This is a genomic window from Bradyrhizobium sp. CCBAU 11430 (assembly GCF_028128855.1).
GTDB lineage: Bacteria > Pseudomonadota > Alphaproteobacteria > Rhizobiales > Xanthobacteraceae > Bradyrhizobium > Bradyrhizobium ottawaense.
The window spans coordinates 26,830-50,901 of the sequence record NZ_LBJV01000045.1 but is presented as its reverse complement, the minus strand read 5'-3'; the positions used below and the strand labels follow the sequence as shown (position 1 = coordinate 50,901).

The 24,072-nt window shown below is 65.3% G+C and carries 24 protein-coding genes; 13 read left to right on the top strand and 11 right to left on the bottom strand.

What is annotated here, in order from left to right:
* Positions 1 to 83: 83 nt before the first annotated feature.
* Complete coding sequence (gene rnd, locus XI04_RS12095; RefSeq protein WP_028144978.1) at positions 84 to 1,232, top strand: ribonuclease D; 1,149 nt, start codon at positions 84 to 86, stop codon at positions 1,230 to 1,232.
* Between the two features lie 218 nt (positions 1,233 to 1,450).
* Here rnd and XI04_RS12090 read toward each other — a convergent pair whose 3' ends face one another.
* The 5 genes from XI04_RS12090 to XI04_RS12070 all read right to left on the bottom strand — a co-directional run bounded on the left by XI04_RS12090 (position 1,451) and on the right by XI04_RS12070 (position 5,083).
* Positions 1,451 to 2,833 carry an aspartate aminotransferase family protein gene (locus XI04_RS12090; protein ID WP_028144979.1) on the bottom strand — a complete coding sequence of 461 codons (1,383 nt, stop codon included), beginning with the start codon at positions 2,831 to 2,833 and terminating at the stop codon, positions 1,451 to 1,453.
* A 235-nt stretch (positions 2,834 to 3,068) separates the two neighbouring features.
* Positions 3,069 to 3,239 (bottom strand): hypothetical protein, encoded by a 171-nt coding sequence (locus tag XI04_RS12085; protein ID WP_162832232.1) that lies wholly within the window; start codon positions 3,237 to 3,239, stop codon positions 3,069 to 3,071.
* A gap of 30 nt (positions 3,240 to 3,269) precedes the next feature.
* Positions 3,270 to 3,833, bottom strand: coding sequence for an isochorismatase family protein (locus tag XI04_RS12080; protein ID WP_212475973.1), 564 nt, complete (start codon positions 3,831 to 3,833; stop codon positions 3,270 to 3,272).
* 25 nt (positions 3,834 to 3,858) lie between these two features.
* Positions 3,859 to 4,479 (bottom strand): GNAT family N-acetyltransferase, encoded by a 621-nt coding sequence (locus XI04_RS12075; protein WP_028144981.1) that lies wholly within the window; start codon positions 4,477 to 4,479, stop codon positions 3,859 to 3,861.
* On the bottom strand, positions 4,466 to 5,083 hold the full coding sequence (locus XI04_RS12070) for a hypothetical protein (protein WP_212475972.1): 618 nt from the start codon (positions 5,081 to 5,083) through the stop codon (positions 4,466 to 4,468). The genes XI04_RS12075 and XI04_RS12070 overlap by 14 nt, the downstream gene beginning before the upstream one ends.
* Positions 5,084 to 5,153: 70 nt before the next feature.
* Here XI04_RS12070 and XI04_RS12065 point away from each other — a divergent pair, with 70 nt between their 5' ends.
* Positions 5,154 to 6,194, top strand: a complete 1,041-nt coding sequence (locus tag XI04_RS12065) for a LysR family transcriptional regulator (protein ID WP_212475971.1) — start codon at positions 5,154 to 5,156, stop codon at positions 6,192 to 6,194.
* Between the two features lie 10 nt (positions 6,195 to 6,204).
* Here XI04_RS12065 and XI04_RS12060 read toward each other — a convergent pair whose 3' ends face one another.
* A complete protein-coding gene (locus XI04_RS12060) occupies positions 6,205 to 7,338 on the bottom strand; it encodes an autotransporter outer membrane beta-barrel domain-containing protein (RefSeq protein ID WP_212475970.1) in 1,134 nt (377 codons plus the stop codon).
* Between the two features lie 378 nt (positions 7,339 to 7,716).
* On the opposite strand from XI04_RS12060, the gene XI04_RS12055 reads away from it, so the two are divergent.
* Positions 7,717 to 7,923: a cold-shock protein gene (locus XI04_RS12055; protein ID WP_007591938.1), complete on the top strand. Its 207-nt coding sequence runs from the start codon at positions 7,717 to 7,719 to the stop codon at positions 7,921 to 7,923.
* A gap of 28 nt (positions 7,924 to 7,951) precedes the next feature.
* A complete protein-coding gene (locus tag XI04_RS12050) occupies positions 7,952 to 8,236 on the top strand; it encodes a hypothetical protein (RefSeq protein WP_038972947.1) in 285 nt (94 codons plus the stop codon).
* Positions 8,237 to 8,252: 16 nt separating this feature from the next.
* Here the strand turns inward: XI04_RS12050 and purN are convergent, their stop codons facing one another.
* Complete coding sequence (purN, locus tag XI04_RS12045; protein WP_038946541.1) at positions 8,253 to 8,906, bottom strand: phosphoribosylglycinamide formyltransferase; 654 nt, start codon at positions 8,904 to 8,906, stop codon at positions 8,253 to 8,255.
* 14 nt (positions 8,907 to 8,920) lie between these two features.
* Entirely contained in the window at positions 8,921 to 9,994 is a 1,074-nt protein-coding gene (gene purM / locus XI04_RS12040) for a phosphoribosylformylglycinamidine cyclo-ligase (protein ID WP_028144986.1), read from the bottom strand.
* A gap of 157 nt (positions 9,995 to 10,151) precedes the next feature.
* On the opposite strand from purM, the gene XI04_RS12035 reads away from it, so the two are divergent.
* From XI04_RS12035 to ppx, 4 genes are all read left to right on the top strand, one after another.
* Positions 10,152 to 10,694, top strand: a complete 543-nt coding sequence (locus XI04_RS12035) for a CDP-alcohol phosphatidyltransferase family protein (RefSeq protein WP_025035876.1) — start codon at positions 10,152 to 10,154, stop codon at positions 10,692 to 10,694.
* 130 nt (positions 10,695 to 10,824) lie between these two features.
* Positions 10,825 to 11,502, top strand: a complete 678-nt coding sequence (locus XI04_RS12030; RefSeq protein WP_271611574.1) for a DnaA ATPase domain-containing protein — start codon at positions 10,825 to 10,827, stop codon at positions 11,500 to 11,502.
* A 158-nt stretch (positions 11,503 to 11,660) separates the two neighbouring features.
* Positions 11,661 to 13,853 carry an RNA degradosome polyphosphate kinase gene (locus XI04_RS12025; RefSeq protein WP_028144988.1) on the top strand — a complete coding sequence of 731 codons (2,193 nt, stop codon included), beginning with the start codon at positions 11,661 to 11,663 and terminating at the stop codon, positions 13,851 to 13,853.
* A 15-nt stretch (positions 13,854 to 13,868) separates the two neighbouring features.
* Positions 13,869 to 15,371 carry an exopolyphosphatase gene (ppx, locus tag XI04_RS12020; RefSeq protein WP_028144989.1) on the top strand — a complete coding sequence of 501 codons (1,503 nt, stop codon included), beginning with the start codon at positions 13,869 to 13,871 and terminating at the stop codon, positions 15,369 to 15,371.
* 106 nt (positions 15,372 to 15,477) lie between these two features.
* Here ppx and XI04_RS12015 read toward each other — a convergent pair whose 3' ends face one another.
* From XI04_RS12015 to XI04_RS12005, 3 genes are read right to left on the bottom strand one after another with little or no spacing between them, the layout of a single operon-like run.
* On the bottom strand, positions 15,478 to 16,857 hold the full coding sequence (locus XI04_RS12015; RefSeq protein WP_095424292.1) for a sensor histidine kinase: 1,380 nt from the start codon (positions 16,855 to 16,857) through the stop codon (positions 15,478 to 15,480).
* The gene (locus XI04_RS12010; protein ID WP_028144991.1) at positions 16,854 to 17,519 is read right to left on the bottom strand and encodes a response regulator transcription factor; all 666 of its coding nucleotides are present in this window, start codon (positions 17,517 to 17,519) and stop codon (positions 16,854 to 16,856) included. Before XI04_RS12010 ends, XI04_RS12015 begins: the two co-directional genes overlap by 4 nt.
* The gene (locus XI04_RS12005) at positions 17,519 to 17,845 is read right to left on the bottom strand and encodes a PepSY domain-containing protein (protein WP_038946536.1); all 327 of its coding nucleotides are present in this window, start codon (positions 17,843 to 17,845) and stop codon (positions 17,519 to 17,521) included. The genes XI04_RS12010 and XI04_RS12005 overlap by 1 nt, the downstream gene beginning before the upstream one ends.
* A 133-nt stretch (positions 17,846 to 17,978) precedes the next feature.
* On the opposite strand from XI04_RS12005, the gene XI04_RS12000 reads away from it, so the two are divergent.
* The 5 genes from XI04_RS12000 (at position 17,979) to XI04_RS11980 (ending at position 24,071) form a co-directional block, all read left to right on the top strand.
* Entirely contained in the window at positions 17,979 to 18,254 is a 276-nt protein-coding gene (locus tag XI04_RS12000) for a PepSY domain-containing protein (protein WP_028144993.1), read from the top strand.
* An 11-nt stretch (positions 18,255 to 18,265) separates the two neighbouring features.
* Positions 18,266 to 18,829, top strand: a complete 564-nt coding sequence (locus XI04_RS11995; protein ID WP_038946535.1) for a cytochrome b/b6 domain-containing protein — start codon at positions 18,266 to 18,268, stop codon at positions 18,827 to 18,829.
* A gap of 725 nt (positions 18,830 to 19,554) precedes the next feature.
* Complete coding sequence (locus XI04_RS11990; RefSeq protein WP_049806442.1) at positions 19,555 to 20,688, top strand: efflux RND transporter periplasmic adaptor subunit; 1,134 nt, start codon at positions 19,555 to 19,557, stop codon at positions 20,686 to 20,688.
* Entirely contained in the window at positions 20,689 to 23,763 is a 3,075-nt protein-coding gene (locus XI04_RS11985) for an efflux RND transporter permease subunit (RefSeq protein ID WP_271608755.1), read from the top strand.
* Positions 23,760 to 24,071, top strand: a complete 312-nt coding sequence (locus tag XI04_RS11980; protein ID WP_028144997.1) for a DUF3240 family protein — start codon at positions 23,760 to 23,762, stop codon at positions 24,069 to 24,071. The genes XI04_RS11985 and XI04_RS11980 overlap by 4 nt, the downstream gene beginning before the upstream one ends.
* Position 24,072 lies beyond the last annotated feature (1 nt).

Genomic DNA, 24,072 nt, shown 5'->3' with positions numbered 1-24,072 from the left:
TGCAAGGCTCGAATTCGCATCGAGCCCCTTGACATCACAGCGCTTTCGGCAGAACGGCTGATATCAAGTGTCATGGGCCGTTCATGGATTTGATTACCACCACCGCTGACCTCGCGGCTGCCTGCAGCCGGCTGGCCAAGCACCCCGTCATTACCGTCGATACCGAGTTCCTGCGCGAGACCACCTACTACCCGCTGCTATGCGTGGTGCAGATGGCCAGCGCCGAGGAAGCCGTCGTCGTCGATACCCTGGCCGAGGGGATCGACCTCAAGCCGTTCTTCGAGCTGATGGCCAACGAGGCCGTGCTGAAGGTCTTCCACGCCGCCCGTCAGGACATCGAGATCATCTGGCACCAGGCCAACATCATCCCGCATCCGGTGTTCGACACCCAGGTTGCCGCGATGGTGCTGGGGTACGGCGACAGCATCGCCTACGACGCGCTGGTCGAGAAAGTCACCGGCCACCGCCCCGACAAGACCCACCGCTTCACCGACTGGTCGCGCCGGCCGCTGACCAAGGAGCAGATGCATTACGCCGTGTCCGACGTCACGCATTTGCGCGACGTGTTCGCAGCGCTCGATGCCGACCTCAAGAAGCGCCGCCGCAGCGAATGGGTCTCCATCGAGATGGAGGTCCTGACCTCGCCCCGGACCTACGACTTCCACCCCGAGCGCGCCTGGGAGCGGCTGAAGACGCGCGTGCGCAAGCCGAAGGATCTCGCGGTCCTGATGGAGGTCGCCGCCTGGCGCGAGCAGGAGGCGCAGAGCCGCGACGTGCCGCGCGGCCGCGTGCTGCGCGACGAGGCCGTCAGCGATATCGCGACCCACGCGCCGAACACGCTCGAGAAGCTCGCCCATCTGCGCTCGGTGCCGAAGGGTTTTGAGAAATCCAAATGGGGCGCGGACATCGTCGCCGCGGTCGAGCGCGGGCTGGCGCGGGATTTTTCGACGCTGCCGAAGCTGGAGAAGCCGCGCAACAACAACAATGGCGCCGCCATCGTCGAGCTCTTGAAGGTGCTGCTGCGCATGACCGCGGAGCGGCATGCGGTCGCCAGCAAGGTGATTGCCACCGTCGACGATCTCGAAGAGATCGCAGCCGACGACGAAGCCGACGTCCCCGCCTTGCGCGGCTGGCGCCGCGAGCTGTTCGGCGATGCCGCCTTGAAGCTCAAGCGCGGCGAGCTGGCGCTGGCGATCGAGAAGGGCCGCGTGATCGGGGTGCAGCGGGCGTAAGGCTGCCGCCAGCTATCAACGCGGCATAATTCAGACCGTCATCCCCGCGCAACGGCGAAGCCGTTGTCTGCAAAGGCGTGCGATGCAAAGCATCGCACGGGGATCCTCGAAGGATGAGCGGCCACACTGCGAGCCAGCCGGGCCGTCGCCCTTCGAGGGCCGCTGAAGAAGCGGCCACCTCAGGGTGACGGTGTTAGATTGAGCGCCCAGACAAGAGCCTACGCCGGCGTCAGCTTCGCCACTTCCGCCTTCATGTCATTCAGCACGCCCGAAATGGCGGCGACGAGGTCGTCGATCTGCGCCTTGGTGACGATCAGCGGCGGGCAGATGGCGATGGCGTCCAGCATGTTGCGCGAGATCACGCCGCGCTCCTGGAGCATGCGGCTGGCGATGCCACCGACTGCGCCCGGCGTCGCCGCTGCGGTCTTGCGCCCCTTGTCGAGCACGAGCTCGATTGCCGCGATCATGCCGACGCCGCGGACCTCGCCGACCAGCGGATGGCTGGTGAGCTCGCGCAGTCTGCCCTGCATGTAGGCGCCGAGCTCGGCGGCATGCGCGACCAGGCCGCGCTCCTCGATGATCTTGAGGTTTTCCAGCGCAACCGCCGATCCGACCGGATGACCGCCCGCGGTGAAGCCGTGGCCGAGCACGCCGATCTTGTTGCTCTCGTCCGCGATCGGCTCGAACATGCGATCGTTCATGATGATGGCCGAGAACGGGAAATAGCTCGAGGTGATCTGCTTGGAAACCACGAGCACGTCAGGCTTGATGCCGTAGGTCTCGCAGCCGAACATCTTGCCGGTCCGGCCGAAGCCGCAGATCACCTCGTCGGCGACGAGCAGGATGTCGTACTTGTTCAGGACCGCCTGGATCTTGTCCCAATAGGTCGCCGGCGGCACGATGACGCCGCCCGCGCCCATCACCGGCTCGCCGAAGAACGCCGCGATCGTATCGGGACCCTCCTTCTGGATCAGCGCGTCGAGCTCCTCGGCCCGGCGCGTCGCAAACGCTTCCTCGGTCTCGCCGGGGGCGCCGTCCTTGTAGAAATGCGGCGAGCCCGTGTGCAGGATGTTCGGCAGCGGCAGATCGAACGAGCGGTGGTTGTTCGGCAGGCCGGTGAGGCTCGCCGAGGCAATGGTGACGCCGTGATAGGCGCGCATCCGGCTGATCACCTTCTTGCGCTGGGGCTGGCCGAGCGCGTTGGAGCGATAGGCGATCAGCTTGAGGACGGTGTCGTTGGCTTCCGAGCCGGAATTGGTGAAGAATACCTTGCTCATCGGCACAGGCGCGAGCGCGACCAGTTTCTCGGCAAGGTCGATCGAGGGCCCGTGCGATTTGGCGGAGAACGTGTGATAGAACGGCAGCGCCAGCATCTGCTTGTGTGCAGCCTCGACCAGCCGCCTCTCGTTGAAGCCGAGCCCGACGCTCCACAGGCCGGCCATCGCCTCGAAATAGCGCTTGCCCGACGCATCGAAGACGTAGGGACCCTCGCCGCGCTCGATCACCAGGGGACCGGCCTGCTGATGGGTGCGCGCATTGGTGTAGGGATGGAGCTGATAGGCCACATCCCGGGCCTCTTGCGAATTGGGCAGCATGGACATTTGCGAGGATCCTTGAAAGCGTCACGTCGCAGGCACAGCCGGCGTCATCACTCGATGATCAAGTACCTTGGCTATTGCGACAGCGCAGAACTTGCAACGCCAATTCGTCGGCAGCAAGCGCTCAGCAGCGATGCACAAAGATGCACGCGAAAAAACTGCACGTGACATTGCCGCACGTGACAAAGCCGCACGTGACAAATCCGCTCATGGCGAAGCAACACACGTGGAGCAGCTCTCATGCCGCGTCGTCGTCATGCCCGTCGTCAGTGCCGGCGGCGGCTTCCCTCACCTCCACCAGCGCCATCGAGAGCAGATAGACCGTCGTCGGCAAACCAAGCCCGCGCGCCCTCTCGGCCGCACGCGACAGATCGCTCGCCAGCTCCTTGAGCTCGTCTCCCCGTGACAATCTCTCACCCCATCCGCCGGTCGCGGCCGCCTACACCGCAACGGCGCCGCTGGTTCTGATCAGTTCGGCGCTGGACTGGATTGTAGCAAAATTCCCGATGACATTCACTACTGCATGCTTATAGGCGGCGGCATCGCCCGTACCCGGCTGCCGGCAAGCCGCGGCGTCAGCGACGACCTGGTAGCGATGGCTGCGGTGAAACCCATCAACGGCGGTGGCCAGGATGGTCTCGTCCAGGGAAAAACCGATCAGAATGCAGCGCACAGTGCGGATATTGGACATGTAGTCCACAAACCGCGACGAGCTGTAGGCCGACGGCAGCGGATGGTCGAACGTCATTTCTCCCGGCCGCGGCTTGGTCTCCGCGATCCAATCGGTCAACCTCGATGCCGGATTGAACCACGCCGCCTGTGCGATGCGCTTCAGATGCATCACCGGCCAGAGATTGCCCCGCCACAAGGTCAGGAGTTGCAGGCAGCGCGCAGTGACGGCGTCGCCGTCGAGGACGACGTGGCGGCGCCCAGGGGTCAGATATTCGACCTGGAGATCCGCGCAGACCAGGATCGGCGGATCTTCGTGAATGGAAGCCAGCATTGTCTTGCGCAGAGCTGCACCAGTTTCAACGGTCGGCGAGCGCGAGATCCCGCAGCGGTGAGGTCACCGCCCGCCCCGCCGAAGCGTCGAGCACGCCCGGCCGGTCCCAATCGCCTTCGGGGCGGATGATCACGTAGGGATCGCTGTCCAGCGTGATCGCGTCCGGGCCCGGCTCGATCTCCAGCAGCATTTCCGTGTAGGAAAAATCCGAGAACGTGACCTTGCGATTGTGGCCGAGCGGCTTGGCGCCGAAATGGGCCCAGAAATCGACCAGCCTGTCCTGCGCCTGGCCGTAGATCTTGCGAAAACCCTTGCGCTTCACATAGTCGACGCTGGCCTGCACCAGCTTGAACGAGACGCGCGAGCGCCGGTATTGGTGGCGGACCGCGAGCCGCTCCACCTTGGCGAAATCGCCGAAGAAGCGCACCCGCAGGCAGCCTGCGGGCTCGTTGCCGACGAAGCCGATGAAATGGGCCGCGACCATGTCGTTGCCGTCGAACTCCTCCTCGAACGGACAATCCTGCTCGGCGAGATAGACCGCCGAGCGAATGGCGGTGACCAGCATGAGATCGCTTGGATCGCGCGCAAGGCGGATGGTGATGGCGCGGGAACAGGGCTTGGCGACGGGAATCCTAGTACCGTGCATCTGCAAAACTCCTTGCTTGGATGATCGCGCCTGGCATCCGCATCGGCTGCCGATGCCAGGGCCGCTCGTAGCACCAGAGGTCGGGCTGGAAGCTCGGGACCGGCGCAAAGCCGGTCGCCTTCATGATGTCGCGTCCGGCCACCGTTGACGGCTGCGCATAGCAATCGGCGCTGCGAAACCTTAGCTGTCGCAGATGTGCTGCAGCCTTGCCGAGACCGGCGATACCGCGTCCCGTCGCCGCGATCGCCCAGATGTAGATGGCAGCGACCTCTTCGTTCGCGGAAGCGAGATAGCGCGTCTCGGGCGCGGCGAGGCAGATCTCGTCGAGCAGCAGCGCATCGTGCCCGCGGTCATTGAGAAACAGGAAAGCCATGCCGCCGACGAGATCGCCTTTCCGGCGGAACGTCAGGATGCTCTGGGGATCGAACGTGAAGTAATGCGCAAGTTCGGCTGTCCCGATCCGCACGCCCGGCACCAGCCGGTGCGCCATCTGCGAAAGCGGTGCAATTTCGGACAATTGCGCGCAGCGGACATCCACATCCGGGCTCAGCGGCAAGGCATCGAAATCATGCCTTGCGGCAAACGAGCCCCTTTCCATAGCCATATCGCGCCTCTATCGTCCGGGCTTACGTGCCCCGCTATGCCGACGAGCTTAGCGGCTGGGGATCAGGAGTATGCAGCAGTTATTGCACCGGGGTGCTGCTATGATGCAGCACCGTGAAGAAGCCCTGGGCGCGTCCTGGGACGATTTGAAACTGTTTTTAGCGTGCGCAAAATATAAAAGTTTTCGCAACGCCGCTGAGGAACTCGGGCTCACCTCCACGACGCTGATGCGCCGGATCGACCGGCTCGAAGAGAGCATCGGCTGCAAGCTGTTCCTGCGCGACCAGAGCGGGCTCACGCTCAGCGATGAAGGCACCGCGATGATCGCCGACGTTGCGCATATGGAGCGTCATGCCTTCAACGTCTTCCGGCGCGCCTCGCGGTCGTCGAACGACACCTCAGGCACAGTGCGCGTCGCGGTGACGGAAGGCCCGGGCAATTTCTGGATCCTGCCGCGATTGATCGACTTCCAGAAGACCTACCGCAAGATCACCGTCGATCTGCGCTGCGCGATGGAGCAGACCGACGTCGCACGGCTTGAATCGGACATCGCGATCCAGCTCGAGCCGCCGACCAATCCGGATCTGATCGTCGCCAAGCTCGGGCGTCTGCACATCTATCCCTTCGTCTCCAAGGAGTACGAAAATCTCTACGGCGTGCCGGCGACGCTGGCCGACCTGAAGAACCACCGCATCATCAAGCAGAGCGCGCCGCAGGTCGACGACGGCGCCTACGCGCGCGTGCTCGGACTGAAGTCGCTCGAGGGCATCGTCGGGATCAAGACCAACTCCTCGGTCGGCGTGCTCTATGCCGTCGAGCGCGGCGCCGGCATCGGCTTTCTGCCGACGGTCTCGATCGCGCTCGGCGCGCCGCTGATCGCCGTCGATCTCGGCGTCAGCCACCACGCCGATCTCTGGCTCACCTATCACCGGGAATTCCGCACCTCCGAGCGCCACAAGATTGTGGTCGACTGGCTGAAGAAGATCTTCGATGCCAAGACCTATCCCTGCTTCCGCGACGAGTTCATCCATCCGAACGCGCTGGTGCCGATGATGACGGCGGCGCGCGAGGGTTTTGGATTGACGGGATATGTCGCGGCGACGCCGACCTAGGAGGCTGCGCCTACCAGCGATATTCGAACCCGACCGTGCCCTGGTGCGAGGTCAGTTCGTTGCGGAACTTGCCGTCGTAATTGACGTAGAGCCGCGCGACGCTGGTCAGGCTGAGCGAAGCCGAGGCACCGGCATCCACGCCGTAACGGCTCTCGCCGATGCCGGGAACGACGATGTTCTGGGCGCCGAGGCTGACCTGGACCGATCCCAGATCCTGGTGGAAATTGTCGACGAACTTGCCGTAGCCGGACAGGTCCAGGATCTTCTGGTCGATGATGAAGTAGCGGCCGATCTCGGCCCCGATCATGATGCGTGCGCGTGAGAGCGCCGTCGAACCAACGTTGAGCGGGTCGAGGCCGCCGGCCTCCTGGAACGCCGCGCTGGTGGCGCGCACATATTCCAGTGCGCCCTTGGGCACGATGCGCATCTGGTCCTTGGTCCAGTAATAGCTGATCTCGGTCAGCGCGCCATCGACCGCGGCGCGATAGCCCGCGGTCGCAAGGCCAAGGCCGGTGTCGCGGCTGGAACGGACCTTGCCGAAACCGTGCACCACGGCAAAGGCCCAGGTCCATGGCCCCTTGTCGACCGAGCCGTTGAAGCCGATTTGCGTCAGGTCGAGCGTGGCCGACTGCAGCGCCAGCGGCACGTCGATGTCGGTGTGGCTCTGGTCGACCGAGAAGCCGAGATTGACGCCCGGGGCCACGCGCGCGCCGAAGCCTGCGACGCCGCCAACCGTCTTGCGCCTGTCGCCGACGAAGTCGCCTTGCGCATCGGTCCGGACTGAGATGCCGTAGCCCTCGAACCAGGTGCGGTAGCGCGGTTCTTCGGTGCTGGCGGACGCGCCGCCGCCACCGGGATTGGACCGGAACGCCCGGTCGAAACCGTTCGATGCCCGGTTGCCGAGCCGCTCCAGGAAATTCGAGCCGAGATCGAGCGCGGCGTTGCCGGCCGACGGGGACGGGATCGGGGTGGGCGACGGCGTGGGCGTCGGGGTCGGCGTAGGCGTCGGGCTTTGCGCGAAGACTGGCGACGTGGCCGACATCACGACGATCGCAAACGCCGTCGCGATCGCTGCCGCGACCCTGCGGACGCGGTCCAGCCCGATCGTCTGCCGTGTCCCGGAGGGCTGCGATGTGCAGCACATGACGACAAATCCCGAAGCAAATGGCGGCGCGCAAAAATGCAACACGCGCGGCGCACGCATGTCGCGATTTGTGCCGAACTGCCACGGAGGGTCAACCGCTTAGCCCGCGGTGACCGAGGCTATTGCCCTCGATTGTGGTTCCGCGGCCACAGGTCGGAAATTGCAGAACGGCACAATCCGCCCGTCTTGAAATTTACGCGCAGCTTGCTAACGGGCGATTTTCATGTTGCAATGTTGGACACAATCGGAATTGGCCGCTCTGCTGTGCGTTTCGCGACATTGAGATTCAAGACTCGAACAGACTCCCGGAAGCCCGTTTGTGGCGTGGCACGCGAAAAGCGGCCGCGTCTTTTTTATATCTAGTGGAGGAGACTAGCGATGCCGCAAAAGGGCACCGTCAAATGGTTCAACCCGACCAAGGGCTATGGGTTCATCAAGCCGAACGGCAGCGACAAGGACGTGTTCGTCCACATCTCCGCCGTCGAGCGTGCCGGACTCTCGACCCTCAACGAGAACCAGGTGGTTGAATACGACCTCGTGGAGAACCGCGGCAAAGCATCCGCGGAGAACCTCAAGGTCTCCTGATATCTCTCGAGCCAAAGCGCGAGAGATCATGACGTTGCCCCCGGCTCTGCCGGGGGATTTTGTTTGTATTGGACGACATAATACCGAAGAGCAGTTGCCTGGAGCTAAGACTATCGCCACCAAGCGGCCATCGATAACGACTGACGAATACTTGCGTCCAGATTCTGCGCGCGATACCGCGCGCATTGATATCGGGGTGCAAACTGCCTTCGATGTTTTCGGCTCGGAACTTTCAGACGAGACGTTCGCGGGTGTATTCGATCAGCCCCGCCCGATCGACAAACCGGTGGATGAGCTATTCCGCGGCGCCTGAGTCCAGCAGGCCCTGCCTAGCGCACCACCGGCGCAACCAGAAAATTCTCCGACGCCGCGCTCCCCGCCGTCTTGCACACATCACCCTCGATCCGGACCTTGCCGGTCGCGAGCAGACGTAGCGCTTCCGGATAGATGCGGTGCTCGACCTCGAGGATGCGCTCCGACAGCGTATCGCCCGTGTCGTGGTCGCCGACGGGAACCGCGCCCTGCATCACGATCGGGCCGGCATCGGTCTCGGGGATGACGAAGTGCACCGTAGCGCCGGACAGCTTGACGCCGGCGCGCAAGGCTTGGCCGTGCGGGTCGAGACCGGGGAAGGACGGCAGCAGCGAGGGATGGATGTTGAGCATCCGCCCGTACCATGCCCTGGTGAACTCGGCCGTGAACAGGCGCATGAAGCCGCCCAGACAAATCAGCTCGATGCCGTGCTGGTCGAGCGCCGCCTGCAGCACCTTCTCGAAACCGGCGCGGTCCTTGCCGAACGGCTTGCTCTCGATCACCAGCGTGTTCACGCCGCTTGCCTTGGCCCGTTCAAGGCCGAGCGCATCGGCCTTGTTCGAGATGACGAGCGAAATCTCCGCCGGGAAATCCGCCGCGCTTGCGGCCCTGATCAGCGCGGACATGTTGGAGCCGCGGCCGGAGATCAGGATGGCGACGCGGCGCTTCATCACAGCGCCAGTCATTACAGTGCCATGTCGAGATGGCCGTTATAGACGACGCGGTGCTCGCCCTCGGCCGGGATCACGGTGCCGAGCTGCGCCACGGTCTCACCGGCGTCGGTGAAGACCTGCATGACCTCGTCGACCTTGTCGGGCTCGACGATCGCGATCATGCCGATGCCGCAGTTGAAGGTGCGCAGCATCTCCAGCTCGGCGATGCCGGCCTGCGCGGCCAGCCATTTGAACACCGGCAGCACCGGCAGGCGGGCCAGATCGATGCCGACACCGAGGTTGTTCGGCAGCACGCGCGGAATGTTGTCGGTGAAGCCGCCGCCGGTGATGTGGGCGAGCCCCTTCACCGCGCCGGTCTCGCGGATCGCGCGCAGGCAGGATTTGACGTAAAGTTTCGTCGGCGTCAGCAGCGCGCCGCCAAGGGTCATGACCGGGGCGAACGGCGCCGGCGCCTCGAAGCCGAGGCCCGATTGTTCCACGATCTTGCGCACCAGCGAGAAGCCGTTGGAATGCACCCCCGACGAGGCGAGGCCAATCACGGCGTCGCCGGCCGCGATGTCCTTGCGCGGCAGCAGCGTGCCCCGCTCCGCAGCACCGACGGCAAAGCCGCCGAGGTCGTAGTCGCCGTCCTTGTACAGGCCGGGCATCTCGGCGGTCTCGCCGCCGATCAGGGCGCAGCCGGATTCGCGGCAGCCCTCCGCGACGCCTGCGACGATCGAGGCCGTCGCCTCCGGATCGAGCTTGCCGCACGCGAAATAGTCCAGGAAGAACAGCGGCTCGGCGCCCTGCACCACGAGGTCGTTGACGCTCATGGCGACGAGATCGATGCCGATCCCGCCATGCAGCCCGGTCTCGATCGCGATCTTGACCTTGGTGCCGACGCCGTCGGTCGCGGCCACGAGGACCGGATCCTTGAAACCGGCCGCCTTGAGGTCGAACAGGCCGCCGAAACCGCCGATCTCGGCGTCGGCGCCCGGCCGTGCGGTGGCGCGCACCATCGGCTTGATCAGGTCGACCAGGCGGTTGCCCGCATCGATATCGACGCCTGAATCGGCGTAAGTGAGGCCGTTTTTGCGGTCGGTCATGCCCGATTTCCAGTGGGTTCGCGGCTGGTTACGTCGAATTCCGGGGACGCGCAATGGCTCGCATGGCGCACCGCCGTATACTATGTAGAGATATCAACCGGTTCAGCCTCCCGAGAGGCCGGATTCGAGGTCAGACCGGGTGCCGGGAAGCGCTTTCGTGAGTATTCCGAATATCATTACCCTGGGCCGCATCATGCTGGTCCCGATCATCGTCTGGGCCATCGTGTCGAGCCAAATGGAGGTCGCGTTCGCCGTCTTCCTGATCGCCGGTATCAGCGACGCCGTGGACGGCTTCCTGGCCAAGCGCTTCAACATGACGAGCGAGCTCGGCGCCCTGCTCGACCCGCTCGCGGACAAGGCGCTGCTGGTCTCGATCTACATGGCGCTGGGCATCTGGGGCGCAATTCCGCGCTGGATCGTGATCCTGGTGGTCTCGCGCGACATCATGATCGTCGCCGCCGTGATCGTGTCCTGGCTGTTCGACCGGCCCGTTGAGATGAAGCCGTCGAAAGTGTCCAAGCTCAACACCGTGGCACAGGTGGCGTTCGCGGCGCTCGTGCTGGCAGCGCTTGCCTTCGGCTTCAAGCCGGCCCCTTATGATATCATCCTGATGGGCCTCGTCACGGTCTTCACACTCTCCTCCGTGTCGCTCTATCTGGTCGAGTGGCTGCGGCACATGAGCACGATCGAGGCCAAGTAGCACGATCGAGGCCAAGTAGCACGATCGAGGCCAAATGAGAGGCGATGCGGCCCCGTAAAAGGCCAACTCCCGCTCGATACGTCCGACCTCTTCGAATGACGCCGGCGCGCCGGCATGGAGCAAAGCAAGCGTGCCAGGCCGCGTTCACCCCCGACAATTGGCGTTTTCGCTTCCGCATGCGGAGAGCCTCAGCCGGGACAATTTCCTCGAAGGCCCCGCCAATGCGGCCGGTCTCGGCCTGATCGACAGCTGGCCGGAATGGCCGAACCGGATCATGTGGCTGGCCGGTCCCGAAGGAAGCGGCAAGAGCCATCTCGCCGCGATCTGGGCCGAGGCATCAGGGGCCCGCTCCACCACGGCCAATGCGCTGAGCGCCGCGGGGGTCCCGGGCGCGCTCGCCACCGGCGCGCTGGTGGTCGAGGATCTCAAGGCCAGGGAATTTGACGAACGCGCCCTCTTCCACCTGATGAACCTCGCCCGCGAGGATGGCGCCTACGTCCTGTTCACCGGACGCGAGGTGCCGGCCTCGCTGGAGATCGAGCTTCGCGACCTGCGCTCGCGTCTGCGCGCCGTTCCAGTGGTCGCGTTGCTACCGCCCGACGACCAGCTGTTCCGCGGCCTGATCGTCAAATTCTGCGCCGACCGCCAGCTCACCGTGGACGAGAGCGTGGTCGGCTACCTCGCCACCCGCCTGGAGCGGTCCTCGGCCGCCGCCCGCCAGGCCGTGGAACTGCTCGACAGCGAAGCCCTCAGGCTCGGCCGCCCGGTCACCCGGGCGCTGGCCGCCGAGCTGCTCCGCGACGCCTGATCGGCCTCCGTGGCCGCCTCCAGACCCACGCCAAGCCCGCTTGACGCGGCGAACCGGCGGAACATCAATGTCATCGAAACGTCATCGCTCTAACACATGCTCCGGCCGGTTTTGCGCATAAGTCGCAAATTGGGGCGAACTGGATGGACCGACTTCTGATGGACTCTGCGCAAGCTGTTGAAACTAAAGAAAAAGCCCCAGAGACCGAGAGCCTGCCGGCGATCGCATCGAGTCCCGAGCGATTCATCAACCGCGAGCTCTCCTGGCTGCATTTCAACCGCCGCGTCCTGGAGGAATCGGTCAATCCCAGCCACCCCATGCTGGAGCGGGTGCGATTCCTGTCGATTTCGGCGAATAACCTCGACGAGTTCTTCATGGTCCGCGTCGCCGGCATCAAGGCCCAGGTGCGTGAGGGCATTGCCGAACGCAGCCCCGACGGCCTGACGCCATCCGAGCAACTCGCGCTGATCAACCGCACCGTCTCCGAGCTCGCCTCCGACCAGCAGGCGATCTGGCGCGACCTGCGCGGCACGCTGGCCGATGTCGGCATCGTGCTCGTCGAGGGCAAGGAGGTCACCAAGGCGGAACGGACCTGGATCGAGGACTACTTCCTCAGCAACGTATTCCCGCTGCTGACCCCGCTGGCGATCGACCCGGCCCACCCCTTCCCGTTCATCCCGAGCCTCGGCTTCACCATCGCGCTCCAGCTCACCCGCGCCGCCGACGGCAAGCAGATGAACGCGCTGATCCGCATGCCCGGCAAGATCGACCGCTTCATCCGCCTGCCGACCGAGGGCAAGGCCGTCCGGCTGATCTCGCTGGAGCAGGCGACCGCCCTGTTCATCAACCGCCTGTTCCCAGGCTACAATCTGCACGGCCAGGGCGCCTTCCGCATCATCCGCGACTCCGAGCTCGAAATCGAGGAAGAGGCGGAAGACCTCGTCCGCCTGTTCGAGACCGCGCTGAAGCGCCGCCGCCGCGGATCGGTGATCCGGCTCGAGATCGACGCCAAGATGCCGGAGGAGCTGCGCAACTTCGTTCAGCACGCGCTGTCGGCCGCCGATGACGAGGTGTTCCTGGTCGACGGCGTGCAAGCGATGAACGAGCTCTCGCAGCTCACCCGCCTCGACCGGCCCGATCTCGAATTCACCCCTTACGTGCCGCGCCACCCCGAGCGCGTGCGCGAGCATGGCGGCGACATCTTTGCCGCGATCCGGCAGAAGGACCTCGTGGTCCATCATCCCTACGAATCCTTCGACGTGGTGGTGCAGTTCCTGCAGCAGGCCACGCGCGACCCCGATGTCGTCGCGATCAAGCAGACGCTCTACCGCACCTCCAACAACTCGCCGATCGTCCGCGCGCTGGCGGAAGCCGCCGAGGCCGGCAAATCCGTCACCGCGTTGATCGAGCTGAAGGCGCGCTTCGACGAGGAAGCCAATATCCGCTGGGCACGCGACCTCGAACGCGCCGGCGTGCAGGTCGTCTACGGCTTCCTCGAACTGAAGACGCACGCAAAGCTCTCGATGGTGGTGCGCCGCGAGGGCGGCAGCCTCACGACTTACGTCCATACCGGCACCGGCAATTATCACCCGGTCACCGCGCGCATCTACACCGACCTCTCCTACTTCACCTCGGATCCGACCATCGGCCGCGACGCCGCGCGTGTGTTCAATTTCATCACCGGCTATGCCGCGCCGAGCGATCTGGAGAAGATGGCGGTGTCGCCGCTGACCCTGCGCAAGCGCATCATCGAGCACATCCAGGGCGAGACCGCGCATGCGCGCCACGGCCGCCACGGTGCGGTCTGGATGAAGATGAATGCACTGGTCGACCCCGACATCATCGACGCGCTCTATGAGGCTTCCCAGGCCGGCGTGCAGGTCGAGCTCGTGGTGCGCGGTATCTGCTGCCTGCGCCCCGGCATTCCCGGCCTGTCCGAGAACATCCGCGTCAAGTCGATCATCGGACGCTTCCTGGAACACGGCCGAATCTACTGCTTCGGCATGGGCCAGGGCCTGCCGAGCGCCAAAGCGGCTGTGTATATCTCCTCCGCCGACATGATGCCGCGCAACCTCGACCGCCGCGTCGAGGTGCTGTGTCCGCTGCAGAATCCGACGGTGCATCAGCAGGTTCTCGAACAGATCATGGTCGCGAACCTCAAGGACAATGAGCAGAGCTGGCAATTGTTGCCGGACGGGTCCTCAACGCGTATGAAGACCGCGAAAGGCGAGGAGCCTTTCAACGTCCACAACTACTTCATGACAAATCCGAGTCTGTCTGGCCGTGGAAAGTCGCTCAAGGAATCCTCGCCGCGTCGTCTCACGCGCCGGAACGAACGCCATCAATCCTGATCAGGGATGTTCGACGTGAAGCGGCCGCGCAAGCGCGGCTCGAGCGTCGCGGTCATCGATATCGGTTCCAACTCGGTCCGCCTCGTCGTCTACGAGGGGCTGACGCGGAGCCTCATTCCGATCTTCAACGAGAAGACGCTGTGCGGCCTCGGCCGCGAGGTGCAGAGCACCGGTCTGCTCGCGCCCGACGCCGTCGACAAGGCGCTGACCTCGCTGAGGCGCTTTCGCGCATTGTGCCGTGTGATGCAGGTCGGGCGCGTGTTCGCGATCGCGACCGCGGCCTGCCGCGACGCCTCCAACGGCCCCGACTTCATCGCGAAGGCCGAGCGCATCTGCGCCGTGAAGATCGAGATCCTCTCGGGCCCGCGCGAGGCGCGGCTGTCGGCGCTCGGCGTGATCTCCGGCATCCACCATCCCGACGGCATCGTCGGCGACCTCGGCGGCGGCTCGCTCGAATTGATCGACGTGCGCAGGAACAGCGTGCGCAGCGGCGTGACGCTGCCGCTGGGGGGCCTCGCGCTGCAGGACCTCGCGCATAAATCGCTCAAGCGCGCCGATCGCATCGTGCGCGAGGAGCTCGACGAGGTGCCGCAGCTCACCGCCGGCAGCGGCCGCACCTTCTACGCCGTCGGCGGCACCTGGCGCGCGCTGGCGCGCATTCACATCATCCAGAGCGGCTATCCGCTCCAGGTGATGCACGGTTACTCGCTGTCGGCGGCTGAAGCGCTCGACTTCTCGCGTCGTCTCCGTCGCCTGGCGGCCGCGGACATGCTCGCCGACATCGAGAGCGTCGCCGATGCCCGCCGCCCCCTTCTCACCTATGCGGCGCTGGTGCTCGAGCACATCATCCGGGTGGCGAAGCCGAAGACGATCGTGTTCTCGACCTTCGGCGTGCGCGAGGGCCTGCTGCACGAGAAGCTGTCGGAGCCGGAACGCAACAAGGACGGCCTGATCTGCGCCGCGGAAGAGCTGAACCAGCTGCTGTCGCGCTCGGCCAAGCACGCCCACGAGCTGATCGCCTGGACCGACCGCCTCGCGCGCGTGGTGAAGCTGCGCGAGACCGAGGAGGACCGCCGCTTGCGCCACACCGCGTGCCTGCTGTCCGATATCGGCTGGCGCGTGCATCCAGATCACCGCGGCGAGCAGACGCTGAGCCTGGTCGTCAACGGCAATTTCGGCGCGATCACCCACACCGAGCGTGCCTTCGTCGGCCTGTCGGTGTTCTATCGCTATGCGGGCCTGAGCGAGGAAAACCAGCCGCCGGTCACCATGCAGGAGCTGCTGACGCCGGCGCAGCTCGAACGCGCGCGCCTCTTGGGCGCGGCGTTCCGCGTCGCGCATCTGATCTCGGCGGCGCGCCCGGGCGTGCTGCCGGCCACGCATTTCCGCAGCCAGGGCCGCAAGCTGATGCTGGTGTTCGAGCACCGCCTCGGCGACCTCGTCGCCGACCGCGTCGGCAGCCGCTTCCGCGCACTCGCCCGCCTGGTCAGCCGCGCCGGCTCGATCGTGCGGCGCTAAAGCATGATCCGGAAAAGTGCGCAGCGGTTTTCCGAAAAGATCATGCTCAAACAACAACCTGAAGAGCGATGACGTTTCATCCTAATCGCATCGCGCTTTAGGGTCTTCAACCAGCAGCGGCCGTTTGATCGCGGCTGCCCTCTGGCGCGATGACGGCTTTCAGTCCGCCGAGCTCGGAATCGGTGAGGACAAGCAGCCATCCATAGGCACTGAGCACGTCCTGAACGATTGCGAGGCCGAGGCCGGCGCCCTCGCCGCGCTCATCCAGTCTCGCACCGCGTTCGAGCACGCGCGAACGTTCGGCGGCCGCGATGCCCGGCCCGTCGTCCTCGACCGTGATCGCCGGGCCCGCAATGGCATCCGCGCCAATGCGCACCTGGCTCTTGGCGTGACGGGCGGCGTTTTCCAGGAGATTGCCCAGCACTTCGGCCAGATCGGTGCGATCGAGCGGCACGCTCGGTTCGCCCGTTATGCAGGCCTTGAATTCAAGCTTCTGCGCGGCAGGCGTGCGCGCCAGCGTCAGTATCAGGGACTCGACAAGCGGTCTGAGGCGCGTGGAGATACCGCCACGCTGTCGTGCCGTGCCTCGCGCCCGGGCGCGTGCCAGTTCGCGGTCGACATGACGGCTCATCGCGTCGGCGACAGCTTCGATGGCCTTGGCAACGTCCTGCTCACCTCGCTGACGCAAAAGCGCGACGTCGGCCGCGAGCGCGGCGAGCGGCGTCTTCAGCCCATGCGCCAAGTCGGCGGCGCGGCTGCGCGAACGTTCGATCTCGCCTTCCTGGGCGTCGATCAGATTGTTCACCTCTTCCACCAGCGGCTTCACCTCGGCAGGGACGTCGACGGGGAGATGCTTGCGTTGGCCTGAGCGGACGTCGGCGACGCCGCGGCGAAGTGCATCGAGCGGACGTAGGCCCAGTCCGACCTGGATCGAGGTGGCCGCCGCCAGCACCAGCCCCAGCAGGCCGAGCGCCAGTGCCAGATCCCTGGCGAATTGCGAGGCGGCGACCGACACGCGGGCAAGATCGGCCGCCACCGCGACGCGCACCGGGACGCGGCGGTCGCCCACGGTCAGCAGCACGCGGCGTTCACTGACCAGGAGCCGCGCGTTCGCCGGCCCGGGGATGACGTGACGGTGCAATTCGCGAGGCGACGGCTCGTCCTGCGGCAGGTCCAACGCCGTGTCCCACAGCGAACGTGAACGCAGCACCTGACCGCCGTCGTCCGATACCTGCCAGTACAGGCCCGAAAGCGGGTCGGCAAAACGCGGATCGGCCGGCGGCCGGCCCACCACCAGCTTGCCCTGGGCATCGACGTCGATACCCGCGACGAGCTGCTTCAAATAGATGTCGAGGTCGCTGCCGATCGTGCGCGTGACGTGGCGTTCGAACAGCAGCGTCAGCCCGGCGCCGGCAATGGTCAGCGCAACCAGGATGGCCACAACGCCGCCGGCCACCAGTCGCAGCCGCAACGAGCCCCAGCTCACGGCGTCGTCTCCGGTATCAGATAGCCGAAGCCGCGCCTGGTCTCGATCAGATCGGCGCCGAGCTTCTTGCGCACCCGGCCGACCAGCACCTCGAGCGCGTTCGACTCGTGGTCCTCGCCGTGGCCATAGACGTTTTCGTCGAGCTCGTGCTGCGACACCACACGGCCGCGGTGGTGCAAGAGAAAGGCGATCAGGCGATATTCCAACGGCGACAACGCGACGGGTACGCCGCGCAGCGTCACCTTCATCTGACGCTCGTCGAGTTCGACGTCGCCGGCGACGATCCGTGAGGAGGCATGGCCTGCCGAGCGGCGCACGATCGAGCGCAGCCGCGCCAGCAGTTCCTCCATGCGGAAGGGCTTAGGCAGGTAATCGTCGGCGCCCGCGTCGATACCATCGACGCGCTCGGCCCAGCTGCCGCGCGCCGTCAGGATCAGCACCGGCATGGAGCGTCCGTTCGCGCGCCAGCGCTTGAGCACCGCCAGGCCGTCCATGTCGGGCAAGCCGAGATCGAGGATGACGGCGCCGTAGTCCTCGGTATCACCGCGGAACCAGGCTTCCTCGCCGTTGCGGACGGTCTCGACCACATAGCCGGCCGCTTGTAACGCCCTCTCCACATCGGCCGCGATCCGTCGGTCGTCCTCCACGAGCAGCAGGCGCATCACTTCTCCTTGACGCGTTCGATCTCGCCGCTGCGCGCATCGACGTACACCTCGTAGAGGCGGCCCTTGTCGTCGACGACGCGAAACTCGTAGATCCAGCGGCCACGCTCGCGCTCTATCTCCACGCCGGCAACCTCACCCGGCAGCTTGCCGCGAATGGATGCGAGAATGTCGGCGAGCGGCTTGATCTCACCCGCCTCGACTGCACGGCGAACCGCGTCGGGCGCGCCTTTATCGTGGCCGCCTGCTGCGGCAGGCACCGGCGCGAGCAGGACCCCTGCCAGCAATGGCACCGCGAGGAATCCCAGGAGGCTGGCGGGCTGCATTCGCAAAGAATGCCCTAATCGACCTGACAGAACGCTGACGTGGATCAACAGGTGGCCGTCAGCGCTCTTCTGCCAGTGTCCGTCCATCGCCTCGCCGCATGACGCGGCCGGGCGCCACAAGCCGGAGAGAACCATGCGCAACATCACCATCTTCATCGCGACCGCCGCCTTGCTCGCAGCCACCGCGACCGCTCATGCCGGCAGCCTCGGGCGTCCCTGCACTGCGGCGCCGCAGACAAGCTGGCTGCCGCTCGAACAACTGCAGGCCAAGGTCGAAGCCCAGGGCTACAAAGTCCAGAAGGCCAAGCTCAAGAACGCCTGCGGCGAACTCTACACCATCGACAAGTCCGGCAGCCGGGTCGAATTGTTCGTCGATCCGACCAGCGGCCAGATCGTCGGTCAGCTGTAAGAGGCCGCGCCATGAGCTCGATTCACGATGCGACGGTGGCCGGCAGCGAGAAGCCGCCGGCCACCGTCAAGGTCTGGGACCCCTTTGTGCGCGTGTTCCATTGGTCGCTGGCCGGGCTGTTTCTGCTCGCGTATGCGACCGGTGACGAGATCGAGAATGTCCATATCGCCGCCGGCTACACGATTGCGGGGTTGCTCGCGCTACGGATCTTATGGGGCTTCGTGGGGCCGCGCCATGCGCGCTTCAGCGACTTCGTGCGCTCGCCGCGCGCGGTGCTCGCCTACATGCGCGACGTGGCGCTGCTGAGGGCGCCACGCTATCTCGGCCACAATCCTGCCGGCGGCACGATGGTCGTGGCGCTGATCGTCATGCTGATCGGCACCTGCACCTCCGGTTACATGATGACGATTGGCAGCTTCTGGGGAGCAAAATGGGTGGAAGAGGTCCATGAGGCGTTCGCCAACCTCACGATCGGCCTCGTCGTCGTCCATGTGCTTGGCGTCCTCGTGGCGAGCTTCGAGCACCGCGAGAGCCTGGTGAAGGCGATGATCACCGGGAGGAAGCGTCCGTCATGAGCGAGCCCGGGGATGCCCCGGCACGAAGGCTTCTCAAACGCTCATCTGCCGACAAATCGGCTTCCGTTCCACCACAGCGTGCGGCTCGTGCCCCTCCCGTCCACGACTTCAACGACGGCCTGATCGTGGGAAGAAGACAGCCGAACGTCATGAGCGTGCACGGAAAGCACACGTCTGTAACGCCCGCTTTTCGAGACATACACCTCGTGCAGGCACCCTGCGGACCCGCAATAAACTGCCCTGTTGCGGCAACGAAAGTCGTCAAAATGGAGAGCCAGGAATTGAGCGCCCGGCACGGTCAGATAAAGAGCAAAGCGTTGGGCAGCGGCGATTGGCGCGCCGCACGCGGCATCCCATTTCCGCACGTCCGCTCGGATTTCAGGCGGCAGCATTTCGATGTGCGCAGAACTCCAGGGGTCCTGCGCCGTTCCGCTATGGGAGAGTGCCGGCTGCACAAGCCCAACCAGCGCGACAAAGCCGGTTGCCAGGATCGACGCGAATCTTGTTGGTCTCACGGCCGCCTCTCCGAAGGATGCAAAGCCAGCCTAGCTTCCCGGGCTGGGACGGAATTGAGCAAGATCAACCGAAGCCCTCCCGGGACGGCGAGCAGCCTTCCAAAGTGGTGGGCCCGCTTGAGACAGATCAACGCCCCAACGCGCTGGTGGGTTAAGCGAAACCTGCAATCGAGCAGCGCTTCGCTCGCCGGCGAATGCGGGACATTCCTCATGCGAGTCCGCCACGGACCTCTCCTTCTCACCTTCTCTGGCGGCACGCTCGCTCGTACGCTCATCGCCATTGCATTGAGCTTGTTACCTTCCGTGTCGATGGCACAGGACGAGGTGAAGCTGAGCGATGCGCAGGCGCGCAATCTCGGGGTGCGCGTGACCCATCCGGTCGCGAGCCGGACCGATCTGACGCTGCCCTATCCCGTCCAGGTCGTCATCCCGACGCAACAATTGTGGGTCGTCAGCGCGCCGGTAGCCGGCATGGTCGCCACTCTCCTGGTCGGGCGCGGTGACCGCGCCACGGCCGGCCAGCCGCTGGTCACTCTGGAAAGTCCGAGCTTCGTCTCCCAGCAACGCGACTATCTGCACGCGATCGCGCAGGAGCATCTCGCCAACCAGCAACTCAATCGGAATGCGGATCTGTTCGAGGGCAAGGCCGTTCCGCAACGCGTGCTGGAGGCCAGCCAGGCCGAAGCGCGCCAGGCCGCCCTCGTCGTCGCCGAACGGCGTCAGATGCTGCATCTGAGCGGGATGTCCGACGATGCAATCTCCCGGCTGGCCCAGCAAGCGGCGATCAGCGGGACGCTCACGGTCAATGCACCGCAAGCCGCGTCCGTGGTCGAACTCGCGGTGTCACCAGGGCAGCGGCTCGAACAATCCGCACCGCTCGTCAAGTTGGCGCGGCTCTCGCCGCTATGGGCGGAAATCGCGGTCCCTGCCGCCAATATTCGAGCGATCCGTACCGGCGCGAAAGTCGAGATCGAGGGCTATTCCACCCCGGGCAAGGTCGTGTTGGTCTCAGAGACCATCGATCCTGCCACCCAGACTATTCTGGTTCGCGCGGAAGTCCCCAACGACGGCGAGCTGCATCCCGGCCAGACCACCGCGGCCCGCATCGGATTTCTCTCGACCGGCGAAAGCGCCTGGGAGATCCCTTACAGCGGGCTAGTCCGGCGGGGCGAGCAAACGTCGGTCTTCGTCGCCTTTGACGGCGGCTTCCGGCTGGTGCCGGTCAAGCTGCTTGCGGAAGATCAGGACCATGTGGTCGTAGCGGGCGCCGTCTCGGCCCGGGATGAGATCGCGATCGGCGGCATCTCGGCGCTTCGCGGCATCCTCTCCGGACTGGGGCAGTAAATGCTCCGGCGCCTGGTCGCGTTCGCACTGTCGCAGCGGCTGTTCGTCATGCTCGGCGTGCTGCTGGTGATCGGCGCCGGCGCTGTCCTCCTGCCCGGCTTGCCGATCGATGCCTTTCCTGACGTTTCGCCGGTTCAGGTCAAGGTCATCATGAAGGCGGCGGGCCTCACTCCCGAAGAGGTCGAGCAGCGCATCACCGTTCCCGTCGAGCTCGAACTGCTCGGATTGCCGAACAAGAAGGTGCTTCGTTCGACCACGAAATACGCGCTGGCAGACATCACCGTCGATTTCGAGGACGGCACCGACATCTACTGGGCGCGCAACCAGGTCTCGGAGCGCTTGTCGAACATCTCGCGCGATTTCCCGGACGGGGTGAGCGGCGGTCTGGCGCCGATCACGAGCCCGCTCGGCGAGATGTTCATGTTCACGATCGACAGTCCCGAGCTGTCGCTCGCGGAACGCCGCACCCTGCTCGACTGGGTGATCCGCCCGGCCTTGCGGACCGTCCCCGGCGTTGCGGACGTCAATGCGCTCGGCGGCTATGTCCGCGCCTTCGAGATCGTGCCGCGCAACGATGCGCTGGCCGCGCGCGGCATTTCCTACGATTTGTTTCGCCGGGCCATCGAAGCCAACAGCCGCAACGACGGCGCCGGACGGGTGAACCAGGGCGAGGACAGCGCTCTGGTTCGAATCGAAGGCAGCATCCGGTCGATCGAGGACATCAAGGCCATCGTCGTCGACACCCGCGAGGGCGTGCCGATCCTGGTCAACGACGTCGCGAGCGTCAAAGTCGGGACGCTGACCCGCTATGGCGCCGTCACGGCGGACGGCCGCGGCGAAACCGTCGAGGGACTGGTCCTCGGCTTACGCGGCGCCAACGCGGGTCAGCTGATCCGTGACGTGCGTGCTCGGCTCGCGGAGCTGCAACCCTCGCTGCCGAAGAGCGTGTCGATCAACGTGTTCTATGACCGCAGCCGCCTGGTCAACCGCGCCGTCGGCACCGTGGTGCGTGCCCTCGGCGAGGCCACCGCCGTCGTCATCGTCCTTCTGCTGCTTTTCCTCGGCAACTGGCGGGTCTCACTGGTGATCGCGCTCAGCCTGCCGCTGGCCATCGTCATCGCCTTGATCGTCATGCGCGTGGTGGGAATGTCGGCCAATCTGATGAGCCTCGGCGGACTTGCGATCGCGATCGGCATGCTGATCGACGCGCTGGTCGTCGTGGTCGAGAACATCGTCGGCAACCTCGGCAAGCACGCCCCGGACAAGGCCACTCCGCTGATCCACCTGATCTACCGTTCGGTCTGCGAAGTCCTGGAACCGGTCGCCTCGGGTGTGCTCATCATCATCATCGTGTTCGTCCCGCTGCTGACGCTGCAGGGGTTGGAGGGCAAGCTGTTCATCCCGGTCGCGCTGGCCATCATCTTCGCGTTGGCCGGCTCGCTGCTGCTGTCGCTCACCGTGATCCCGGTCGCAACCTCCTTCGTACTCAAGTCGGCGTCACATCGCGATCCCCTGCTGGTGCGTGCGGCCCAACGGATCTACGCGCCGGCACTGGACTGGGCCCTCAACAACGAGCGCAAGGTGATGGCTGCGGCGCTGATCGGCCTCGTCGCGGCGGGCTTCGCCTATACCCAGCTCGGCAAGACCTTCATGCCGACCATGGATGAAGGCGACGTCATCGTCAGCGTCGAGACGCTTCCGTCCGTCAACCTCGACGAGTCGCTAGCGATGAATGCAAGGCTGCAGACCGCGCTTCTGGCCGTACCTGATATTGCCGGCATCGTCGCGCGAACCGGGTCGGACGAGCTCGGCCTCGATCCCATGGGCCCCAACCAGACCGACACGTTCCTGGTGCTCAAGCCGGCCGCCGAGCGGGCGACCGACAATCGCGAAGCCCTGCTGCAGAAGCTTCGCGAGGTCCTCACCGGCTTTCCCGGCATCTCGCTCAGCTTCACCCAGCCCATCGACATGCGCGTGCAGGAGATGATCAGCGGCGTGCGCGGTGACGTCGCCGTCAAGATCTTCGGCCCCGACATCGCCAGGCTGAACGAAACCGCGGCAAAGCTGTCGGCGATCCTGTCCAGCATCGACGGTGCCGAGGACGTCTACACCACGCTGAATGAAGGCGCTCAATACTACACGGTTGCGGTCAACCGCATGGAAGCCGGACGCTTCGGCCTGACCGTGGATTCCGTCGTCAACTCGCTGCGGACGCAGATCGAGGGCCGGACCATCGGGACCGCGCTCGAGGACGGACGCCGCACGCCGATCCTCGTCCGGGGCAGCGAGACGACGCGGGAAGCGCCAACGCTGCTGGCCAGCCTGCCGCTCACGCTCGCCTCCGGACAGCACGTCGCGCTATCGCAGGTCGCCCGTATCCAACGCGTAGACGGTCCGGTGAAGATCGACCGCGAGGACGGCGCTCGCATGAGCGTGGTGCGCGCCAACGTCCGCGGTCGCGACATGGTCGGCTTCGTCGAAGCGGCCCGCCAGAAGGTGGCGACCGAACTCCCGCTGCCGAACGGTTACCGGCTGACCTGGGGCGGGCAGTTCGAGAACCAGCAACGCGCTGCCGCGCGCCTATCCGTCGTAGTCCCCGTCGCGATCGGCCTGATCTTCGTGCTGCTCTTCACAACATTCGGTGCCATCCGCCAGGCCCTGCTGGTGCTCGTCAACATCCCGTTTGCCCTGATCGGGGGCGTCTTCGCGCTGGTCGTGACGGGCGAGTACCTGTCGGTGCCGGCTTCGGTCGGGTTCATCGCGCTGCTCGGCATCGCCGTGCTCAACGGCGTCGTGCTGGTCTCCTACTTCAATCAGCTCCGTGCCCACGGCCTTCCCGAGGATCGCATCGTCGTCGAAGGCGCCATGCGCAGGCTTCGCCCCGTGCTGATGACCGCGAGCATCACTGCGCTTGGCTTGATCCCGCTGCTGTTCGCCTCCGGCCCGGGTTCCGAAGTGCAGCGACCGCTCGCAATCGTCGTGATCGGAGGACTGCTGTCCTCCACCCTGCTCACCCTGATTCTCCTGCCGATTCTGTATCGCCGCTATGGCGGATCGTCGAAAGTGGCCAAATGATCGAGCAGCCGGTCTGTCTGACGCTGATTGTGCCGCATCTCCTCCGCGAGGAGGTGTTCGACTATCTCACTGAGCAGACCGACCTGGTTTCGGGATTCACGGCATCGCACGGAGCCGGTCACGGCACTGAGATCCGCTTGCATACGGCCGCCGAACGCGTGAAAGGCCACGCCGATCAGGCCGTCGTGCAGGTGGTGCTCGCAGGGACAGATGCCGGCCGCTTGCTCGACCGTCTGCGGGTTTCGTTCGCCGGAACCAAGCTGGTCTACTGGACGATACCCGTGACGGAACTCGGCACGATCGACTGAG

Bases quoted from the DNA above. Each gene is read 5' to 3' on its own strand.
- XI04_RS12050 (WP_038972947.1), top strand. From the start codon at position 7,952: ATGACGTTGCCCCCGGCTCTGCCGGGGGATTTTGTTTGTATTGGACGA.
- XI04_RS12070 (WP_212475972.1), bottom strand. From the start codon at position 5,083: ATGGCTATGGAAAGGGGCTCGTTTGCCGCAAGGCATGATTTCGATGCC.
- purM (WP_028144986.1), bottom strand. From the start codon at position 9,994: ATGACCGACCGCAAAAACGGCCTCACTTACGCCGATTCAGGCGTCGAT.
- XI04_RS12005 (WP_038946536.1), bottom strand. From the start codon at position 17,845: ATGCAGCCCGCCAGCCTCCTGGGATTCCTCGCGGTGCCATTGCTGGCA.
- XI04_RS12060 (WP_212475970.1), bottom strand. From the start codon at position 7,338: ATGTGCTGCACATCGCAGCCCTCCGGGACACGGCAGACGATCGGGCTG.
- XI04_RS12080 (WP_212475973.1), bottom strand. From the start codon at position 3,833: ATGCTGGCTTCCATTCACGAAGATCCGCCGATCCTGGTCTGCGCGGAT.
- XI04_RS12055 (WP_007591938.1), top strand. From the start codon at position 7,717: ATGCCGCAAAAGGGCACCGTCAAATGGTTCAACCCGACCAAGGGCTAT.
- rnd (WP_028144978.1), top strand. From the start codon at position 84: ATGGATTTGATTACCACCACCGCTGACCTCGCGGCTGCCTGCAGCCGG.
- XI04_RS11980 (WP_028144997.1), top strand. From the start codon at position 23,760: ATGATCGAGCAGCCGGTCTGTCTGACGCTGATTGTGCCGCATCTCCTC.
- XI04_RS11990 (WP_049806442.1), top strand. From the start codon at position 19,555: ATGCGAGTCCGCCACGGACCTCTCCTTCTCACCTTCTCTGGCGGCACG.
- XI04_RS11995 (WP_038946535.1), top strand. From the start codon at position 18,266: ATGAGCTCGATTCACGATGCGACGGTGGCCGGCAGCGAGAAGCCGCCG.
- XI04_RS12010 (WP_028144991.1), bottom strand. From the start codon at position 17,519: ATGCGCCTGCTGCTCGTGGAGGACGACCGACGGATCGCGGCCGATGTG.
- XI04_RS12075 (WP_028144981.1), bottom strand. From the start codon at position 4,479: ATGCACGGTACTAGGATTCCCGTCGCCAAGCCCTGTTCCCGCGCCATC.
- XI04_RS12065 (WP_212475971.1), top strand. From the start codon at position 5,154: ATGCAGCAGTTATTGCACCGGGGTGCTGCTATGATGCAGCACCGTGAA.
- purN (WP_038946541.1), bottom strand. From the start codon at position 8,906: ATGAAGCGCCGCGTCGCCATCCTGATCTCCGGCCGCGGCTCCAACATG.
- XI04_RS12025 (WP_028144988.1), top strand. From the start codon at position 11,661: ATGGACTCTGCGCAAGCTGTTGAAACTAAAGAAAAAGCCCCAGAGACC.
- XI04_RS11985 (WP_271608755.1), top strand. From the start codon at position 20,689: ATGCTCCGGCGCCTGGTCGCGTTCGCACTGTCGCAGCGGCTGTTCGTC.
- XI04_RS12090 (WP_028144979.1), bottom strand. From the start codon at position 2,833: ATGTCCATGCTGCCCAATTCGCAAGAGGCCCGGGATGTGGCCTATCAG.
- XI04_RS12000 (WP_028144993.1), top strand. From the start codon at position 17,979: ATGCGCAACATCACCATCTTCATCGCGACCGCCGCCTTGCTCGCAGCC.